Here is a 17,202-nt window from a genome sequence, read left to right as displayed (position 1 = left end):
TCCGTTATATGGCCGCCCGCGCCTTAGAGATCTTGATGGGGGCCAAAAACTTCGTAATGAAGCTGCCCGGCTGATACCCCAGCCGCCAGCAACTGCCGCTTGATCTCTTGCATGAAGCCCACGGGGCCACAGAAGTAGTAGTGGGCCTCTGGCGTGATGCGTTCCTTCACTGCGGTCAGATCCATGGTGCCGGAAAGGTCGTAATCTTCGTCCGGCACATCATTGGCCTCCGGCTCCCGATACCAGACCCGGCTCAGCAAGTTGGGATGCTGGCGGGATTTTTGCTGAATATCTTCCCTGAAAGCGTGCACAGCGCCCTGTTCGCAGGCGTGCAGCCAGGTGATATCGGCCTGATGGCCGCTCGCCAGCAGCTGGTTAAGCATGCTCATCATCGGCGTCACGCCGACACCGGCGGAGAGCAGTACCACCGGAGTCTGGCTGTCGGCTTTCAGATAGAAATCGCCAGTGGGGGGCATCACCTCGATCTTGTCACCCACCTGCAGGTGATCGTGCAGCAGATTGGAGACCTGACCCTGCGGCTCGCGCTTGACGCTGATGCGGTAATCCTGCCCGTTGGGGGCATTGGAGAGGGAGTACTGGCGGATCTCCTGATATTCGAGCTCGGGATGAACCAGCTTAATGCTGAGGTATTGGCCCGGTTTGAAGTCCAATACCGGCTTGCCATCTTCCGGCGCCAGCAGGAAGGAGGTGATGATGGCGCTCTCGGCCCGCTTCTCCTTGATGATGAAGCTGCGGGTACCTTGCCAGCCGCCATCCTGATTGGCCTTCTCCTGATAGATCTCCCGCTCGCGGCCGATGAAGATGTCGGCCAGCACACCATACGCCTTGCCCCATGCCTCCAGCACCTCGTCGGTGACCGCACTTCCGCCCAATTCTTTGAGCGTGGCCAAGAGATGACTACCTACAATGTGATATTGTTCCGGCTGGATCAGGAATCCGGTATGTTTGTGCGCAATCCGCTCGACCGCACCGGCGAGTGCCCCCAGATTGTCGATATTCCTGGCGTAAGCCGCGACCGCATTGAACAGGGCCAACGGCTGGCCGCCACTGCGTTGATGGGCCAGGTTGAAGATATCTTTCAGCTCCGGGTTATGGCTGAACATCCGCTGATAGAAGTGCTGGGTAAGGGCCGGACCTGCTGATTCGAGTAGCGGAATGGTGCTTTTGATGACGGCAACGGTGGTTTGATCTAGCATAGGGGCCTCGTTTTAATTGAACATATAAAATGTCATTTAATAAGTGGCATCCTAGATGTTTATTTGATTTGAATCAATACTCCACTTTTCGCATTGCGCTAATCAGGTTTTATGAGACTAACCAGTTATACAGATTTCGGATTGAGAGCCCTGCTCTATCTTGCCACCCTGCCGGAAGGGGAGTTGTCGAGCGTCGCCAAGGTATCGGCCCTGTATGGCGTTTCCCGCAACCACATGGTGAAGGTGGTCAATCAGCTGGTGAAGCTGGGCTATCTGCAATCCCAGCGGGGCAAGAATGGCGGTATTCGCATGGCTTGCGATCCGGCCACCATCAATATCGGGCAGGTTATCCGTGCGCTGGAAGGCAATCTGGACGGGATCGACTGCGGCTCGCCCGTTTGCCATATCGTCTCGGTTTGTCTGCTCAAGAGTGCGCTGCGAGAGGCAATGGATGCATTTTTGGCGGTGATGGACAGCTATACGCTGCAAGACCTGCTGGCCAACCGTGCCGAGTTGCAACGGGTCTTCGGCGAGTTGATCCCGACCCTGGTGCTGGAGCCGGATGACGAAGACGAACAATGAAAATGAGCAATAGAAAAGGGCTGCCACTGGCAGCCCTTTTTCAATATTGTGAATCTGTATCGGCCCGGTAAGATGCCGGCATGATCCGCGCCATCTTTACCATGTTGTTCTCCACATCGAGGATCTCGATAGGATAACCGGCCAGTCGGATCCCGATGTTGGGCTGGGGGATCTCCTCCAGATATTCGAGGATCAGACCGTTGAGGGTGCGCGGGCCGTCGATGGGCAGGTGCCAGTTCATCTCCTTGTTCAGCTCGCGCACACTGGCCGAGCCTTCCACCAAAAACGTGCCGTCCGGCTGGGGGTGGATCTCGTCGCTCGGCGCGGGCGTCATGGAGGTAGTGAAGTCGCCCACGATCTCTTCCAGAATGTCGTCCAGGGTGATCAGTCCCTGAATATCGCCATACTCATCGACAATCAGGCCGATCCGCTCCTTGTTGCGCTGGAACTTGGCCAGCTGCACGTTGAGCGGGGTCCCTTCCGGAATGAAGTAGATCTCGTCCACTTCCCGCAACAGACTCGATTTGTTGAACAGATCCCGAGCAACCAGTCTCAGGGCATCGCGCGCGTGTAAAAAGCCGACAACGTCATCGATATTGTCGCGATAGAGCAGGATTTTGGTGTGGGCGCAGTGAGCCAGCTGACGCTGGATGCTCTTCCAGTCATCGTTGATGTCGATGGCGTAGATGTCGCTGCGCGGCACCATGATGTCCTCGACCAGCATCTTGTCGAGATCCAGGATGCTGAGCAGCATCTCCTGATGACGCTTGGGGATCAGGTTGCCTGCCTCGTTGACGATGGTGCGCAGCTCCTCGGTGTTGAGGGAGTCATCCTTGTTGGGATTGATCTTCAGCATCTTGAGCAGGCCGCTGGTGATGCCGTTGATCAGCCAGACCAGCGGCGAGAGCGGCACCATCAATCCTTTCAGGATCCAGGAGGCGGGATAGGCGATCTTCTCCGGGAACATGGCGGCCAGGGTCTTGGGGGTCACTTCACCAAACACCAGCACCACCAGGGTCAGGCCGAAGGTGGCGATGGCGACGCCGAGATCACCAAACAGCCGGATGCAGACGATAGTGGCGATGGCTGAGGCGAGGATATTGACCAGATTGTTGCCGATCAGGATCAGCCCCAGCAGGCGATCGGGGCGGGCGAGCAGTTGTTCGACGCGGCGTGCGGCTTTGTGTTTGGTCTGTGCCAGATGCCGCAGCTTGTAGCGGTTGATGGACATCAGGCCGGTTTCGGAACTGGAGAAAAAAGCGGATAGAAGGATCAAGATAACGAGGACAATCAGTAATGTGCTCGTTGAGATGCTGTCCAAAAAGGGCTCCTGTTGGATGGTGTGACGAAAAGAGTAGGGGTCAGCTCAACAACACTTCTTTGACGAAGCGGCTGCCAAAGTAGGCAAGGGTCAGGATGACGCTGCCAATCAGACTGAGCGTGATGACTTTACGGCCGCGCCAGCCATAGGTGTGATGACCCCACAGCAACAGCACGTAGACACACCAGGCAAGAATGGAGAGCACCGCCTTGTGGGATTTGCCCTGGGCGAACATGTCTTCGAGGAAGAAGAGGCCGGAGGCGATGGAGAGGGTCAGCAGCAGCACCCCCGCAGAGATCAGCTGGAACAGCCGTTTCTCCACCGTCATCAGTGGTGGCATGGCTGGCAGATTACTGATTTTTCTCGATTTCAGCTGCTTGTCCAGACAGGCGAGCTGCAGCGCAAACAGACAGGCGATCATCAATACCGAGTAGGCCATCAGCGCGAGGCCGATGTGCAGCAACAGCTGGGGATGGGCCTCCAGATGGGTGATGTAGCGACCCGGGATCAGGGCACTGGCTGCCAGTAACAGGGCCGAGAAGCTGTAGACCACCGGCAGCAGGATCCAGCCGTTGAAGCGGCGGGTGACGCAGGTCATGAAGCAACTGATGATGAGGCTGACCAGCGAGGCAACGTTGAGCATGCTCAGGTTCTGGCCGGAACTCTGCAATACCTCTGAACCGAGGGCGCTGGCATGGGCGATCAGGGCCAATCCGATACAGGCAAACAGGGAGCGCTGTCCCACCGGCTTGGCGCTCAGTAACAGATGCAGGGAGGCGATGATGGCCAGCAGATAAAACGCCAGGGCCAGAACAGAGATTACGATCATAACCAGGTCGTTGTTGCACAAGCTTTTGAGGGTAAGAGGGGCAGTATACCTTGCACGAGAAGTGCTCGCCAGTTGTGCAACGGTCGATCTGCCCATATATAGGGAGAAGGTCCCTGCTGCTGCGGTGCGGTGAATAATCGTCCTCGCGCCCGCTCTGGGTTATAATGCCTCCAATTTATTACGCCAAGAACCGGAATCCGTCATGTTTGAGAATTTGACTGAACGACTCTCGCGCACCTTGCGCAATGTCAGTGGCCGTGGTCGCCTGACCGAAGAGAACATCAAGGAAACCCTGCGCGAAGTCCGCATGGCGCTGCTCGAGGCGGATGTCGCCCTGCCGGTAGTGCGTGATTTCGTGGCGCGCGTCAAAGAGCGCGCAGTCGGGCAGGAAGTGGCCAAATCCCTGAGCCCGGGCCAGGCATTCATCAAGATTGTGCACGGTGAACTGGTCACCGTGATGGGGGAGGCCAACGAACAGCTCAACCTGGCTGCCCAGCCGCCTGCGATCATCCTGATGGCCGGTCTGCAGGGTGCCGGTAAGACCACCACGGTTGGCAAACTGGCCAAACTGCTCAAAGAGCGCAGCAAGAAGAAAGTGCTGGTGGTCAGTGCTGACGTCTATCGCCCTGCGGCGATCAAGCAGCTGGAGACCCTGGCTAGCGACATCGGGGTCGACTTCTTCCCGAGCGACGCCAGCCAGAAGCCGGTCGACATCGCCACCGCCGCCATCGATCAGGCGCGCAAGAAGTTCTATGACGTGGTGATCGTCGATACCGCCGGTCGTCTGCACGTCGATAGCGAGATGATGGCCGAGATCCAGCATCTGCACGCCACCATCAAGCCGGTCGAAACCCTGTTCGTGGTCGATGCCATGACCGGTCAGGATGCCGCCAATACCGCCAAGGCGTTCAACGAAGCGTTGCTGCTTACCGGTGTGATCCTCACCAAGGCGGACGGCGACGCCCGTGGTGGTGCCGCGCTGTCGGTGCGTCACATCACTGGTAAACCGGTCAAGTTTATCGGTATGGGTGAGAAGACTGACGCGCTGGAGCCATTCCACCCGGATCGTCTCGCCTCCCGCATCCTCGGTATGGGCGATGTGCTCTCCCTTATCGAAGAGGTTGAGCGCAACGTCGATAAAGAGAAAGCGGCCAAGCTGGCCAGCAAGGTAAAGAGTGGTAAAGGCTTCGATCTGGAAGATTTCCGCGAGCAGCTGGCCCAGATGCGCAACATGGGCGGCATGATGGGGATGCTCGACAAGTTGCCCGGCATGTCCGGCTTGCCGGATAACGTGAAAGATCAGATGGATGACAAGCTCACTGTACGGATGGAGGCGATCATCAGCTCCATGACGCCCAAGGAGCGAGCCCACCCCGATCTCATCAAGGGTTCCCGCAAACGCCGTATCGCTGCAGGCTCCGGCATGCAGGTGCAGGACGTGAACAAGCTGCTCAAGCAGTTCACCGAGATGCAGCGCATGATGAAAAAAATGTCCGGCAAGGGCGGCATGCGCAAGATGATGAGCCAGATGAAGAACATGATGCCCCCCGGTTTCGGTGGCGGCCGCGGCCCGTTCTGATCCGGCCTGCGTGTTGATGGGGGTCTGCAGCGGCAGGCCCCTTTTCATTGCGGTTCTGCGCAAAAAATGGCTGGCTTGGTTGCAATTATTACGAATCCAAGTAGAATTACGCGGCTTATTTTAAGCTAGGGTCCGCGTGTTTGCGGGCCTTGTTCATTAGATGTTAATGAGGACGATATGGTAACCATTCGTTTACAACGTGGTGGCGCGAAAAAGCGTCCGTTTTACCAGGTAGTAGTTTCTGACAGCCGTTGCGCCCGTGACGGTCGCTTCATCGAGCGCGTTGGTTTCTTCAACCCGGTTGCTGCTGGTTCTGCTGAAAAGCTGAACCTGGACCTGGCTCGTATCGAGCATTGGGTTGCTACTGGTGCCGCTGTTTCTGACCGCGTTGCCAAGCTGATCAAAGACGCTAAAAAAGCTGCTTAATCAGCTAAACGGTAAGGAGTTAAGGTGGAAAAACCTATAGTTCTGGGCACCCTGGGTACCGTTTATGGCATCAAGGGCTGGCTTAAAGTGAACTCCTTCACCGATGTTGCCGAAGCGATTTTCGATTACAACCCCTGGCTGATTAATCAGAACGGGGCGTGGCGTGAAATTCGGGTTTCATCCTGGAAACGTCACAACAAGGGTCTGATCTGCAAGCTCGATGGTATCGATGTGCGCGAAGATGCCCTGGCATTGACCAATGTCGAGATTGGCGTACCCGCCGATCTGTTGCCTGCGTTGCCTGAAGGTGAGTTCTACTGGCGTGACCTGATTGGTTGCTCCGTGATGACCACCAAGGGATACGACCTGGGCAAGGTGACCGAATTGATGGAAACCGGCTCCAACGATGTGTTGGTGGTTGAGGCCAATGTAAAAGATGCCTTTGGTGCAAAGGAGCGGTTGATTCCGTTCCTGGAAGAGCAGGTGATCAAGAATATTGATCTGACTGCTCGAACAATCGAAGTTGATTGGGATCCTGGTTTCTAGTTTCCCGCGCTAACACGGGTGCCGGAGGTTTCTTATGTGGATTGGGGTCATTAGCCTCTTCCCTGAAATGTTCCGAGCCATTACCGAGCACGGGGTAACGGGTCGGGCCGTCAAGAGTGGCCTGCTGCAGATTGAGTGCTGGAACCCCCGGGAGTTTACCCACGATAAACACCGTACGGTCGATGATCGTCCTTATGGTGGTGGGCCCGGCATGTTAATGATGGTTCAGCCGCTGCGTGACGCGATTCATGCAGCCAAGCAAGCGGCGGGAGACGGGGCGAAAGTCATCTATCTCTCTCCTCAGGGACGCAAGCTGACTCAAGCGGGCGTAACCGAGTTGGCGACGAATCAGAAACTGATTCTGGTAGCCGGTCGATACGAAGGTATCGATGAACGCGTGATACAAACCGAAGTCGACGAAGAGTGGTCTATCGGGGATTACGTGTTAAGTGGTGGCGAGTTGCCTGCCATGACCCTGATCGATGCGGTTTCGCGTCTGGTCCCGGGGGTTTTGGGTGATCAGGCCAGTGCCGAGCAAGACTCCTTTACGGATGGCTTGCTGGATCATCCCCACTACACTCGGCCGGAGGTGTTGGATGGATTGGCGGTGCCCGAGGCGCTGACAAGCGGCAATCACGAAGTGATTCGACGCTGGCGTCTCAAACAGTCGCTCGGACGAACCTGGCAAAGAAGGCCGGAACTTATTAACAACCTAGCTCTGACTGACGAGCAAGAATCACTTCTTGCCGAGTATGTCCGCGAAGTGCGTGACAGCGTTAAGTAGAGTTTTCAGTTTATCCTAGGTAAGGAAAGACAATGAGCAAGATTATTCAGCAGCTTGAACAAGAGCAACTGCGTACCGACATCCCGGCTTTTGCCCAGGGCGACACTGTACGTGTTCAAGTTCGTGTTAAAGAAGGTGGTAAAGAGCGTCTGCAGGCTTTCGAAGGCATCGTTATTGCCAAGCGTAACCGCGGTCTGCACTCTGCTTTCACCGTTCGCAAGATCTCCAACGGCGAAGGTGTTGAGCGTGTATTCCAGACTCACTCTCCGCTGATCCACAGTGTAGAACTGAAGCGTCGTGGTGATGTTCGCCGCGCCAAACTGTACTACCTGCGCAACCTGTCCGGCAAAGCTGCTCGTATCAAAGAGAAGCTCAACTAATTCGATTCGAATTGGTGTCGGTATGTCGGCAAATAGCTCGACAGGTAGTGAAAAGGCTCGCCAATGGCGAGCCTTTTTTGTATCCGTCTATTGGCTATCTGGGTGCCGTTACTGGATGACCCGTACTACCGAGTTGTCGCGCCCGAAGGGGCCAGGTACATAGTCATCCGCTGCCCAGTCATTCTCGTAGAGGGTCTCCCCTTCCGGGGTGATGAGCTGGTAGCAATATTCGAAGTAACCCGGGCCGTCGGTCGGCAGATTGAGGGTGGCTTTGAACTCGCCGCTCTTCATGCGTTTCAGCTCGACCGGTTGCCACTGGGTGAACTCACCGATCAGCATCACCTGCTCCGCGCCTGCGGCGGCCTCCTTCTCTACGGCGAAGGTCACCTTGACCTCGGGCTTGGACTTTAAAAACTGTTTGATCAGTGGCATGACGCCTCCTTGTCTGTGAGTTAAAAATGGCTCCTGTCTATTTTTATACCATCATATGACAAAGATGTTGATAAGGCAGATCAAGTCGGCAAGGCAAAATAGCGTTGCAGCAGGCTGTGGGTGAAGTCGATCTTGAGATAGAAGCCGCGCGGCAGGGTCATGATGGGTTGACCATCGCGACCGATGGCTCTTGTCAGTGCCTTGTTGTTGGCGGCCTTGGGCCGCAGTTGCATCACCTGGCCGTGGCGCGCGCTGATCTGCTCCACTTCCCCCAGCACAATCATGTCCATCAGCTCCTCCCAGTCCTGACGCAGTAGCCGATCTTCCTCTTCATTCGGGCTCCACATCAGCGGCATGCCGACCCGCCGCTCGCCAACCGGGATCTCGCGACTGCCTTCCACCGGGATCCAGAGCACCCGGGAGAGCTTGTTGCGCACGTTTGACTCCTCCCAGCGCTGGCCGCTGACGCCGATCAGCGGGGCGACGCAGACGAAGGTGGTCTCCAGCGGTTTGCCCTGAGGATCCACGGGGATCGTCTTGAGCTCGATCCCCAGCTCAGGGAAGTCCTGTTCCGGCTTGCTCCCTGCGCTGGCCCCCAGTTGCAGCTCGATCAACTGACCGACCCACCCCTTGTCACGGCGCAGATCGTTGGGCACCGCGATGCCAGCCTCGGCGGCCAGCTGCGCCAGCGTGAAGCCAGCCATGGCATAGGCGCGGCTCAATAACTCCTGCTCGGATTGGGGATTGCTTGGCATAGTTGGCTCCATCTTGCTCGCCATATTCTAACAGGGGAGGATCCCGAGAAGGATCGCTGTTTTTATAACCGATCCTGAGTGGATAAGATCAAATGCAGAGAATTTGGGGGCTATCAGCTCATCGTGATGATTTTAAAGGGTTTTGTCTGTTTTATCGAGCAGTGATCCTGGCCTGGTTTGACCTCGAAATAGTTGTCCAAGGGTTTGTGCATGATGTTACACACAGTTATCCACAGAAATCTTGGATAAGTGGATGAAAGTGGGTGGAGTCGCTGATATGTTACAAAAAATTGTGAATGCCACCCCATTTTTATCGGGTAAACGGGGTAGATATTGTGCCACTCCTGTGGATAATTTCGCCGCGGTGGATCTTTGAGCAGTTGAACTTGTTCACAATCCGGATCATGGATCTGGCTCTTTGATTGACATGGATCTAGATCCAGTTGTTTTGATTTAACTATTTGTATGATAATGTTTTTTTGTCTTTTTATCTGCGAGATTGCGCGAAAGGTCGCTTTTTGCGTACAGTTAAAAAGTACTGTATATACCCGTTTGCTAACAGCTTTATGCACAGCCTGGGTGGGCAACTTGGGGGCGCGGATCCTTGGATTTGTTTATAAGTATGTTTGAAATTGAAAGTTATTCATGAAACAGGGGATTCACTCCTTGTTTGCTGCCACGGAGTGAATGTGGAACAATCTCCTTATAGATTCAGCCTTTATAAGGTGATCACGTGATTGATGGCGACGGATTTCGTCCCAATGTCGGTATCGTGATCTGTAACCGTGAAGGACAAGTGTTGTGGGCTAAACGCTATGGGCAGCACTCCTGGCAGTTTCCGCAGGGGGGGGTTGATGATGGTGAAACGCCAGAGCAGGCCATGTATCGAGAGCTGTATGAGGAGATTGGCCTCAAGCCCGAAGATGTGACCATCATGGCCACCAGTCGTAACTGGCTAAAGTACCGTTTACCCAAACGTCTTGTCCGCTGGGACAGTTCACCGGTCTGTATTGGCCAAAAGCAAAAATGGTTCCTGTTACAACTTGGTCCGGGCAGGGAATCGCGGATCCAGTTCGGCTGTCATGGCCATCCCGAATTTGACGACTGGCGTTGGGTCAGCTTCTGGTACCCGGTGCGTCAGGTCGTCTCGTTCAAGCGGGAGGTTTACCGCAGGGTCATGAAAGAGTTTGCCCCGCTGGCGATGCCGGTGCCGGCAGTGCAGGTCAACAAGAAGGATGGGCGGCGCAACCGCGCCCGTTAAGGAGCACAGATTAGTTGTTAACGGAACTGAGACGTATCGTCGAGAGCATGGCCGAGGCCAATACCCTCGAGCAGGCCTTGCAGGCATTGGTGAGCCAGACCCGGCACGCCATGGCAGTGGACTGCTGCTCCGTCTATGTCTCGGAACCCGAGGTGCGCCGCTATCGCCTGGCGGCTACCGACGGCTTAGCCCCGTCCGCGGTTGGCAAGGTGACCCTGCCCTACGAGCAGGGCATCGTCGGTCTGGTGGGTCAGCGGGAAGAGCTGATCAACCTGGCTGATGCCCCCGCGCACCCCAGTTTCAAATTCCTGCCCGATGTCGCCGAAGAGGCGTTCCGCTCCTTCCTGGGCGCCCCCATCATGCACCAGCGTCAGGTGGTCGGCATTCTGGTGGTGCAGCAGAAGGAGAGCCGCCGCTTCGATGAGGGGGAGGAGTCCTTTATGGTCACCCTGGCGGCCCAGCTGGCGGCGCGGATCGCCCAGGCGCAGGCCAAGGGGTGGTTGCAGAAGACCGACTGGAGCAAGCCGCTGCGCGGTATTGCCGGGGCCAGCGGTATCGCCATGGCCAAGGCCTGGGTGTGGCGGCCGCGCAAGGCGCTCTCGTCCATCACCCCGCGCAAGGATGAAGACCATGTCAGCCAGCTGGAGCGGCTGGAGCTGGCTGTGGAGGAGGTGCGCCACGATCTGGAGAGTCTGGCACTGCGTTTTCGCGAGAGCTACAGCCAGGATTCGGTGGCGATCTTCGATATCTACCTCCATCTGCTGAACGATCCCGGCTACATCAAGCCCATTCGCAACAAGGTGAGCAAGGAGCACTGGACTGCGGTCTCGGCGGTCAAGCTCATCAGCGATCGCTTGATCGAGCAGTTCAAGGGCATGAAGGATCCCTACCTGCAGGAGCGTTCCACCGACGTGAAGGATATTGCCCAGCGGCTGATCAGCCGACTGGTGCAGAATGAACCGGAACATATCTCCATCGGCGAGCCGGTGGTGCTGGTTGCCGACGAGGTGACCGCCACCATCCTTGCAGAAGTGCCCCGCGAGTATCTGACCGGGGTGGTCTCGCTCAAGGGGGGCACCAACTCCCACGCGGCCATTCTGGCCCGTGCCATGGGGGTCGCCGCCATCATGGGGGTCGATCTGCCCCTAGGCGACATCGGCGGTCGCATGCTGGTGGTCGATGGCTACAGCGGCGATCTCTTCATCGAACCCAATCAGGTGATCCTGACCGAGTATCGTCAGTTGCTCAATGAAGAGCGGGCACTCGATACCCTGGTGCGCAGTGTCGACAACCTGCCATCCGAGACGGCCGATGGTACCAAGGTCTCCCTGTTGCTCAACGCCGGTCTCAGTGCCGACACCGAGATCTCCCTCAATCAGCTGGCGGACGGGGTCGGGCTCTATCGCACCGAGATCCCCTTTATGCTGCAGGAGAGCTTCCCCTCCGAGTGGGAGCAGACTGCCCGCTATCGCGGCATTCTGGAGACCTACCGCAACCGGCCGGTCTGCATGCGGACGCTGGATGTGGGCGGCGACAAGCCGTTACCCTATTTCCCCATCGTCGAGGAAAACCCCTTCCTTGGCTGGCGGGGGATCCGGATCACCCTGGATCACCCCGAACTGTTTCTGGTGCAGCTCAAAGCGATGCTGCGGGCCAGTGAAGGGCTGGACAATCTGGCCATCATGCTGCCGATGATCAGCAGCGTCAGCGAAATCAAGGCCTCCCGCCGTCTGCTGGATCAAGCGTGGCGGGAAGTATCGGAAGAGGCGGCGAGCCGCGATGCGGTGATCCGCTACCCCAGCCTCGGGGTGATGATCGAGGTGCCCTCAGCCCTCTTTATCTTGCCGGAGATGGCGCCGCTCATCGACTTCTGGTCGGTGGGCAGCAATGACCTGACCCAGTACCTGCTGGCGGTGGATCGCAACAACTCCCGGGTTGCCAACATCTACGATGCCTTCCATCCTGCGGTGATCCGCGCTTTGCAACAGCTGGTTGATGCCTCCCATCGCTACCAGAAGCCGGTGTCGGTCTGTGGCGAGCTGGCCGGTGATCCGGTCGGTGTACTGCTGCTGCTGGCCATGGGCTATCGCCGCTTCAGTATGAACACCCACAACATCGCCCGGATCAAGTACGTGCTGCGTCAATCCACCCTGAGCGAGTTGACCGAACTGATGGCCGATGGCCTCAAGCATGACAATCCCCACGTGCTGCGCGGCCTGTTTGCCCGCTATCTGGAGGAGCATGGTTTGGGCGGTTTGCTGCGAGCCGGTCATAAATCGAAACAGAGTGATTGATAATCATGCCTTGTCCCTGCTGACGAATGATCGGAAAATGCGGCTTTTATTTTGACTGGGGCCGCTTATGCAGCACGATGGATATTGGGTTTTCTCGCAGATTGATCCCGTAGCATTCAGTTTGGGACCACTATCGGTACGCTGGTATGGTCTCATGTACCTGTTTGGTTTCGCTTTTGCCATGTGGCTTGCCGGCCGTCGCGCCGATACGCCGAACAGCGGCTGGACTCGCAACGAGGTGTCGGATCTGCTGTTCTACGGTTTCCTCGGGGTGATCCTCGGTGGCCGTATCGGTTACGTGCTGTTCTACAACTTCGATCTCTTCCTCGCGGATCCCACCTATTTGTTCAAGATCTGGACCGGCGGCATGTCGTTCCACGGTGGTCTGATCGGGGTTATCACCGCAATGATCTGGTTTGCCCACAAGACCAAGCGCCACTTCTTCACCGTGGCCGACTTTGTGGCGCCGCTCATTCCGTTTGGTCTCGGCGTTGGCCGGATCGGCAACTTCCTCAACGGCGAGTTGTGGGGGCGGATCACCGATGTGCCTTGGGCCATCATCTTCCCGGAAGCGGGCCCCGAGCCGCGTCACCCTTCCCAGCTCTACCAGTTCGCACTGGAAGGGGTGGTGCTGTTCATCATCCTCAACCTGTTCTGGCGCAAGAACCCGCCGCGCGGCGCCATCTCCGGCATGTTCCTGCTGTTCTACGGCCTGTTCCGCTTCCTGGTGGAGTTTGTGCGCCAGCCGGACAGCCAGCTTGGTCTCTACTTCCAGGAGATCAGCATGGGCCAGATCCTCTCCACCCCGATGATTATCGCCGGTGCCCTGATGATTTGGGTTGCCTACAAGCGTCCGCAGTTGTTCGGTAATGCCATCAAGGAGGCGAAATAATGCGAGCTTATCTCAACCTGATGCAGAAGATCCTCGATGAGGGTACCGTCAAGTCTGACCGTACCGGCACCGGTACCGTCTCCCTGTTCGGCCATCAGATGCGCTTCAATCTGGCGGAAGGCTTTCCGCTGGTTACCACCAAGAAGTGCCACCTGCGCTCCATCATTCACGAGCTGCTGTGGTTCCTTAATGGCGATACCAACACCGCCTACCTGAAAGAGCACGGCGTCAGCATCTGGGACGAGTGGGCCGACGAGAACGGCGATCTGGGGCCGGTATATGGCGCCCAGTGGCGCTCTTGGCCAGCGGTTGACGGGTCTGTCATCGATCAGATCCAGAAGGCGGTGGACGACATCAAGCACAATCCGGATTCGCGCCGCATCATCGTCTCCGCCTGGAACGTGGGCGAGCTGGACAAGATGGCGCTGGCTCCCTGCCACGCCTTCTTCCAGTTCTATGTGGCGGACGGCAAGCTCTCCTGCCAGCTCTACCAGCGCAGCTGTGATGTCTTCCTCGGCCTGCCGTTCAACATCGCCAGCTATGCCCTGCTGACCCACATGATGGCCCAGCAGTGCGATCTGGAAGTGGGTGACTTCGTCTGGACCGGCGGCGATGTGCACCTCTACTCCAACCACATGGAGCAGACTGCGCTGCAGCTTTCCCGTGAGCCGCGCCCGCTGCCGACCCTGGTGATCAAGCGCAAGCCGGACTCCATCTTCGACTACAAGTTCGAGGATTTCGAGATCGAGGGTTATGACCCCCATCCCGGGATCAAGGCGCCCGTCGCCATCTGATAGCAAGGCGCCTCAGGGCGCCTTTTTTATGCAGCTAAATAATTGAAAATTCATTTTATTGATTAATAAGACGGTAGCCAGAGACGAGGAAAAACCTGCTTATAGCAGGTATGTTTTATTTTGCCTTCGGTTTTTTCGTTGTGTTGAGCAGCAAGAAACGATTTTCCATTGGTTGTTGCAGGATATAGACTCAAATCAAAGCAATACGGTGGAAAATTTAACCATGAGTGACGTAATCAAAAAGTTCCTGAAGCTGGAGGCCGCCTCCGGAATTATTCTGATCATGGCTGCCATGCTGGCAATGATTTTAGCCAATACCGCGCTGGCTGGCGGGTATCAGGCGTTTCTCGACACGCCGGTGCAGGTGCGCATCGCAGCCCTCGACATCAACAAGCCGCTGCTGCTCTGGATCAACGATGGCTTCATGGCGATCTTCTTCCTGCTGGTTGGTCTGGAAGTGAAGCGTGAAATGCTGGAAGGGGCGCTTTCGACCCGGGTTCAGGCGACCTTCCCGGCCATTGCAGCGGTGGGCGGCATGCTGGCGCCGGCCTTGATCTACGCCTTTTTCAACTATTCGGACGACGTGGCGCGCGCTGGCTGGGCGATTCCGGCTGCGACCGACATCGCCTTTGCCCTCGGGGTGATGGCGCTGCTCGGCAAGCGGGTGCCGGTGAGCCTCAAGGTATTCCTGCTGGCACTGGCCATCATGGATGACCTCGGCGTCATCATCATCATCGCGCTCTTCTATACCCAGCAGCTGTCGCTGGAGGCGCTGGCTATCGGTATTCTGGCAACCCTCACCCTGCTTTGGATGAATCGCCGTGGTGAGGACAGGATCAGCCTCTACATGCTGGTCGGTCTGGTGCTCTGGGTGGCGGTACTCAAGTCTGGCGTCCATGCGACCCTGGCGGGTGTGGTGGTGGGCTTTATGGTTCCGCTTAACGGCAAGCGTTACGCCTCGCCGCTCAAGTATCTGGAGCACAAGTTGCACCCCTGGAGTGCCTATCTGATCCTGCCGCTGTTTGCGTTTGCCAACGCCGGGGTATCGCTGGAGGGGATTGGTCTCTCCTCCCTGTTGAGCCCGGTGCCGATGGGGATCATGCTGGGGCTGTTTATCGGCAAGCCGCTCGGGGTGTTCACCATCAGCTGGCTGTCGGTCAAACTGGGCATCGCCCAGTTGCCGCCCGGGGTCAACTTCAAGCAGATCTTTGCGGTCAGCATCCTCTGTGGCATCGGGTTTACCATGTCGATGTTTATCGCCTCGCTCGCCTTCGAGCACGGTGGGCTGGATTACGGCAGCTACTCGCGCCTAGGGATCCTGGTGGGTTCTACCATGGCGGCGGTGGTCGGCTATCTGGCCTTGCGCATGGCCCTTCCCAAGGGTGAAGGGGAACAGAGTACGGAGGGACTATGAAGCTACATACAGGGTTGTTGATGCTGTTGTTGAGCCCCGCGGCATGGGCCGGCGGGCTGGAGGATTGCAAGCAGGACGCCGCCTCGGCGAACTGCTCTGCCTATCTGAACGGAGTGGTCGATAGCGCCCTGCTGTTGGGGGACAAGCAGGCCAAGGCGCGCTTTGGCGAGACCTTCTCCGAGCGGGCGCTGAGCAGCCGGGCTGGCGAGCGGGTCAAACACTCCAACAAGCGTTATTGCGCTGACCGGATGCCGGACAAGGCACGCCTCAAGGCCAGCCTGATGGAGCAGTTTGGCGCGAACAAGGTTGACTCGGTCAGCGACATGTATGACATTCTGGCGGTTGAACTCAGCTGCTACCGGAGTCCGCGCACCGCGGGAACCTCATCGGATGTCACACCTTAACTACAACCACCTTTACTATTTTTGGATGACTCAGAAGAAGGGCTCCGTTACTCAGGCAGCGGAAGCCCTTTTTTTGACCCCGCAAACGGTCACCGGTCAGATCAAGCTGCTGGAGCAGCGTCTCGGCGGCAAGCTGCTCAAGCGCAAGGGGCGCTCGCTCGAGGCGACCGAGCTGGGCCAGCTGGTGTTTCGCTATGCCGACAAGATGTTCAGCCTCTCCTACGAGATGCTCGATATCGTTAACTACCGCAAGGAGAGCCAGATCCTGTTTGACGTCGGCATCGCCGATGCTCTATCCAAGCGCCTTGCCAGCCGCGTGCTGCTTTCTGTTATTCCGAATGATGGCTCCATCCACCTGCGCTGCTTCGAGTCGACCCACGAACTGCTGCTGGAGCAGCTGAGCGAGCACAAGCTCGACATGATCCTCTCCGACTGTCCGGTGGACTCCAGCCAGCATGCGGGGCTGCTTTCCAAGCGGTTGGGCGGCTGTGGCGTCAGCTTCTTCTGCAAGGCGCCGTTGCCCGAAAAGCCCTTTCCCGCCTGTCTGGAGGAGCGCAAGCTGCTGATCCCCGGTCGCCGTACCGCCATGGGGCGTCAGCTGACCCAGTGGTTCGAGCAGCAGGGGGTTTCTCCCAGCATTCTTGGCGAGTTCGATGATGCCGCCCTGATGAAGGCGTTTGGCTTCTTCAATCAGGGGATCTTCATGGCCCCCACCATCTATCGGGAGGAGATCCTCGAGGGGGAGGGGGTGATGCTGATCGGGGAGACCCAGGATCTGATGGAGGAGTATTACGTCATCTTCGCCGAGCGGATGATCCAGCATCCGGCGGTGAAGCGGGTCTGCGAGAGCGATTTTACCTTTCTCTTTTCCGGCCAAGAGAATTTCTCCGCCATCCAGCCTGCTACCCTGTCGTTTTAAAACGGCCCATCACCACGTATCATCGGCGATGAGTGGCAGAGGAGAGATGTGATGCAACTTGAAGAGATGGAAGCCAATGCGAGTAAAGCGGTGGCCTTGCTCAAGGCGCTGGCCAACGAACGGCGGCTGTTTATTCTGTGCCAGTTGCTGGAGCGGGAGCTGTCGGTGGGGGAGCTCAACGAGCGATTGGGATTGAGTCAGTCGGCCTTGTCACAGCATCTGGCGCTGTTGCGGCGGGATGAACTGGTGACGACGCGCAAAGAGGCCCAGACGGTCTACTATTCGCTGCGCAGCCATGAGGTGCGTGAAATGATCAGTTTGCTGCATCGACTTTATTGCTGCGCAGATAAATAAAAAACCGGCACTAAGGCCG

Annotated in this window: 19 protein-coding genes; 14 read left to right on the top strand and 5 right to left on the bottom strand. The window is 57.2% G+C overall.

Annotated elements, in window-relative coordinates; translation table 11 throughout:
• Nucleotides 1-23: 23 nt before the first annotated feature.
• Nucleotides 24-1,217, bottom strand: coding sequence for an NO-inducible flavohemoprotein (hmpA, locus tag PG888_RS04145; RefSeq protein WP_182938759.1), 1,194 nt, complete (start codon nucleotides 1,215-1,217; stop codon nucleotides 24-26).
• 111 nt (nucleotides 1,218-1,328) lie between these two features.
• On the opposite strand from hmpA, the gene PG888_RS04140 reads away from it, so the two are divergent.
• Nucleotides 1,329-1,799: an Rrf2 family transcriptional regulator gene (locus tag PG888_RS04140; protein WP_182938760.1), complete on the top strand. Its 471-nt coding sequence runs from the start codon at nucleotides 1,329-1,331 to the stop codon at nucleotides 1,797-1,799.
• Between the two features lie 40 nt (nucleotides 1,800-1,839).
• Here the strand turns inward: PG888_RS04140 and PG888_RS04135 are convergent, their stop codons facing one another.
• Nucleotides 1,840-3,120 (bottom strand): HlyC/CorC family transporter, encoded by a 1,281-nt coding sequence (locus tag PG888_RS04135; RefSeq protein ID WP_270692735.1) that lies wholly within the window; start codon nucleotides 3,118-3,120, stop codon nucleotides 1,840-1,842.
• 40 nt (nucleotides 3,121-3,160) lie between these two features.
• Entirely contained in the window at nucleotides 3,161-3,949 is a 789-nt protein-coding gene (locus tag PG888_RS04130) for a cytochrome C assembly family protein (protein ID WP_042059703.1), read from the bottom strand.
• 202 nt (nucleotides 3,950-4,151) lie between these two features.
• Between PG888_RS04130 and ffh the strand changes: the two genes are divergently transcribed.
• The 5 genes from ffh (at nucleotide 4,152) to rplS (ending at nucleotide 7,664) form a co-directional block, all read left to right on the top strand.
• On the top strand, nucleotides 4,152-5,528 hold the full coding sequence (ffh, locus tag PG888_RS04125) for a signal recognition particle protein (RefSeq protein WP_182938761.1): 1,377 nt from the start codon (nucleotides 4,152-4,154) through the stop codon (nucleotides 5,526-5,528).
• Between the two features lie 177 nt (nucleotides 5,529-5,705).
• The gene (gene rpsP / locus PG888_RS04120; RefSeq protein ID WP_042059663.1) at nucleotides 5,706-5,954 is read left to right on the top strand and encodes a 30S ribosomal protein S16; all 249 of its coding nucleotides are present in this window, start codon (nucleotides 5,706-5,708) and stop codon (nucleotides 5,952-5,954) included.
• A 24-nt stretch (nucleotides 5,955-5,978) separates the two neighbouring features.
• Complete coding sequence (gene rimM, locus PG888_RS04115; RefSeq protein WP_139406811.1) at nucleotides 5,979-6,500, top strand: ribosome maturation factor RimM; 522 nt, start codon at nucleotides 5,979-5,981, stop codon at nucleotides 6,498-6,500.
• Between the two features lie 34 nt (nucleotides 6,501-6,534).
• Nucleotides 6,535-7,284 carry a tRNA (guanosine(37)-N1)-methyltransferase TrmD gene (gene trmD, locus PG888_RS04110; RefSeq protein WP_005340400.1) on the top strand — a complete coding sequence of 250 codons (750 nt, stop codon included), beginning with the start codon at nucleotides 6,535-6,537 and terminating at the stop codon, nucleotides 7,282-7,284.
• Nucleotides 7,285-7,316: 32 nt separating this feature from the next.
• Nucleotides 7,317-7,664 carry a 50S ribosomal protein L19 gene (gene rplS, locus PG888_RS04105; RefSeq protein WP_005313505.1) on the top strand — a complete coding sequence of 116 codons (348 nt, stop codon included), beginning with the start codon at nucleotides 7,317-7,319 and terminating at the stop codon, nucleotides 7,662-7,664.
• 108 nt (nucleotides 7,665-7,772) lie between these two features.
• Here the strand turns inward: rplS and PG888_RS04100 are convergent, their stop codons facing one another.
• Together PG888_RS04100 and mutH are read right to left on the bottom strand one after the other, a co-directional pair.
• Nucleotides 7,773-8,096, bottom strand: coding sequence for an isoamylase early set domain-containing protein (locus PG888_RS04100; protein ID WP_019445584.1), 324 nt, complete (start codon nucleotides 8,094-8,096; stop codon nucleotides 7,773-7,775).
• 80 nt (nucleotides 8,097-8,176) lie between these two features.
• Nucleotides 8,177-8,851 carry a DNA mismatch repair endonuclease MutH gene (gene mutH / locus PG888_RS04095; RefSeq protein ID WP_182938762.1) on the bottom strand — a complete coding sequence of 225 codons (675 nt, stop codon included), beginning with the start codon at nucleotides 8,849-8,851 and terminating at the stop codon, nucleotides 8,177-8,179.
• A gap of 733 nt (nucleotides 8,852-9,584) precedes the next feature.
• On the opposite strand from mutH, the gene rppH reads away from it, so the two are divergent.
• The 8 genes from rppH (at nucleotide 9,585) to PG888_RS04055 (ending at nucleotide 17,183) form a co-directional block, all read left to right on the top strand.
• Nucleotides 9,585-10,112 (top strand): RNA pyrophosphohydrolase, encoded by a 528-nt coding sequence (rppH, locus tag PG888_RS04090; protein ID WP_033135511.1) that lies wholly within the window; start codon nucleotides 9,585-9,587, stop codon nucleotides 10,110-10,112.
• Nucleotides 10,113-10,126: 14 nt separating this feature from the next.
• Nucleotides 10,127-12,406 (top strand): phosphoenolpyruvate--protein phosphotransferase, encoded by a 2,280-nt coding sequence (gene ptsP, locus PG888_RS04085; protein WP_182938763.1) that lies wholly within the window; start codon nucleotides 10,127-10,129, stop codon nucleotides 12,404-12,406.
• A 67-nt stretch (nucleotides 12,407-12,473) separates the two neighbouring features.
• Complete coding sequence (gene lgt, locus PG888_RS04080) at nucleotides 12,474-13,298, top strand: prolipoprotein diacylglyceryl transferase (protein WP_182938764.1); 825 nt, start codon at nucleotides 12,474-12,476, stop codon at nucleotides 13,296-13,298.
• The gene (gene thyA / locus PG888_RS04075) at nucleotides 13,298-14,092 is read left to right on the top strand and encodes a thymidylate synthase (protein WP_182938765.1); all 795 of its coding nucleotides are present in this window, start codon (nucleotides 13,298-13,300) and stop codon (nucleotides 14,090-14,092) included. The genes lgt and thyA overlap by 1 nt, the downstream gene beginning before the upstream one ends.
• 223 nt (nucleotides 14,093-14,315) lie before the next feature.
• Complete coding sequence (gene nhaA / locus PG888_RS04070) at nucleotides 14,316-15,506, top strand: Na+/H+ antiporter NhaA (RefSeq protein WP_111806101.1); 1,191 nt, start codon at nucleotides 14,316-14,318, stop codon at nucleotides 15,504-15,506.
• Complete coding sequence (locus PG888_RS04065) at nucleotides 15,503-15,910, top strand: hypothetical protein (protein ID WP_182938766.1); 408 nt, start codon at nucleotides 15,503-15,505, stop codon at nucleotides 15,908-15,910. The genes nhaA and PG888_RS04065 overlap by 4 nt, the downstream gene beginning before the upstream one ends.
• Nucleotides 15,897-16,829: a transcriptional activator NhaR gene (gene nhaR, locus PG888_RS04060; protein ID WP_005340434.1), complete on the top strand. Its 933-nt coding sequence runs from the start codon at nucleotides 15,897-15,899 to the stop codon at nucleotides 16,827-16,829. Before PG888_RS04065 ends, nhaR begins: the two co-directional genes overlap by 14 nt.
• A gap of 51 nt (nucleotides 16,830-16,880) precedes the next feature.
• Nucleotides 16,881-17,183 (top strand): ArsR/SmtB family transcription factor, encoded by a 303-nt coding sequence (locus PG888_RS04055; protein WP_182938767.1) that lies wholly within the window; start codon nucleotides 16,881-16,883, stop codon nucleotides 17,181-17,183.
• Nucleotides 17,184-17,202 lie beyond the last annotated feature (19 nt).

The sequence above is a fragment of the Aeromonas sp. QDB23 genome (genome assembly GCF_027707745.1).
GTDB classification, from domain to species: Bacteria; Pseudomonadota; Gammaproteobacteria; order Enterobacterales; family Aeromonadaceae; genus Aeromonas; species Aeromonas allosaccharophila.
Note: the sequence above shows the minus strand (reverse complement) of the source record. Positions and strands in the feature narration are given on the sequence as shown.

What these genes read in the sequence shown, in the direction of transcription:
- hmpA (WP_182938759.1), bottom strand. Translation starts at nt 1,217, where the DNA reads ATGCTAGATCAAACCACCGTTGCCGTCATCAAAAGCACCATTCCGCTA.
- PG888_RS04140 (WP_182938760.1), top strand. Translation starts at nt 1,329, where the DNA reads ATGAGACTAACCAGTTATACAGATTTCGGATTGAGAGCCCTGCTCTAT.
- PG888_RS04130 (WP_042059703.1), bottom strand. Translation starts at nt 3,949, where the DNA reads ATGATCGTAATCTCTGTTCTGGCCCTGGCGTTTTATCTGCTGGCCATC.
- ffh (WP_182938761.1), top strand. Translation starts at nt 4,152, where the DNA reads ATGTTTGAGAATTTGACTGAACGACTCTCGCGCACCTTGCGCAATGTC.
- rpsP (WP_042059663.1), top strand. Translation starts at nt 5,706, where the DNA reads ATGGTAACCATTCGTTTACAACGTGGTGGCGCGAAAAAGCGTCCGTTT.
- trmD (WP_005340400.1), top strand. Translation starts at nt 6,535, where the DNA reads ATGTGGATTGGGGTCATTAGCCTCTTCCCTGAAATGTTCCGAGCCATT.
- rplS (WP_005313505.1), top strand. Translation starts at nt 7,317, where the DNA reads ATGAGCAAGATTATTCAGCAGCTTGAACAAGAGCAACTGCGTACCGAC.
- PG888_RS04100 (WP_019445584.1), bottom strand. Translation starts at nt 8,096, where the DNA reads ATGCCACTGATCAAACAGTTTTTAAAGTCCAAGCCCGAGGTCAAGGTG.
- mutH (WP_182938762.1), bottom strand. Translation starts at nt 8,851, where the DNA reads ATGCCAAGCAATCCCCAATCCGAGCAGGAGTTATTGAGCCGCGCCTAT.
- lgt (WP_182938764.1), top strand. Translation starts at nt 12,474, where the DNA reads ATGCAGCACGATGGATATTGGGTTTTCTCGCAGATTGATCCCGTAGCA.
- thyA (WP_182938765.1), top strand. Translation starts at nt 13,298, where the DNA reads ATGCGAGCTTATCTCAACCTGATGCAGAAGATCCTCGATGAGGGTACC.
- nhaA (WP_111806101.1), top strand. Translation starts at nt 14,316, where the DNA reads ATGAGTGACGTAATCAAAAAGTTCCTGAAGCTGGAGGCCGCCTCCGGA.
- PG888_RS04065 (WP_182938766.1), top strand. Translation starts at nt 15,503, where the DNA reads ATGAAGCTACATACAGGGTTGTTGATGCTGTTGTTGAGCCCCGCGGCA.
- nhaR (WP_005340434.1), top strand. Translation starts at nt 15,897, where the DNA reads ATGTCACACCTTAACTACAACCACCTTTACTATTTTTGGATGACTCAG.
- PG888_RS04055 (WP_182938767.1), top strand. Translation starts at nt 16,881, where the DNA reads ATGCAACTTGAAGAGATGGAAGCCAATGCGAGTAAAGCGGTGGCCTTG.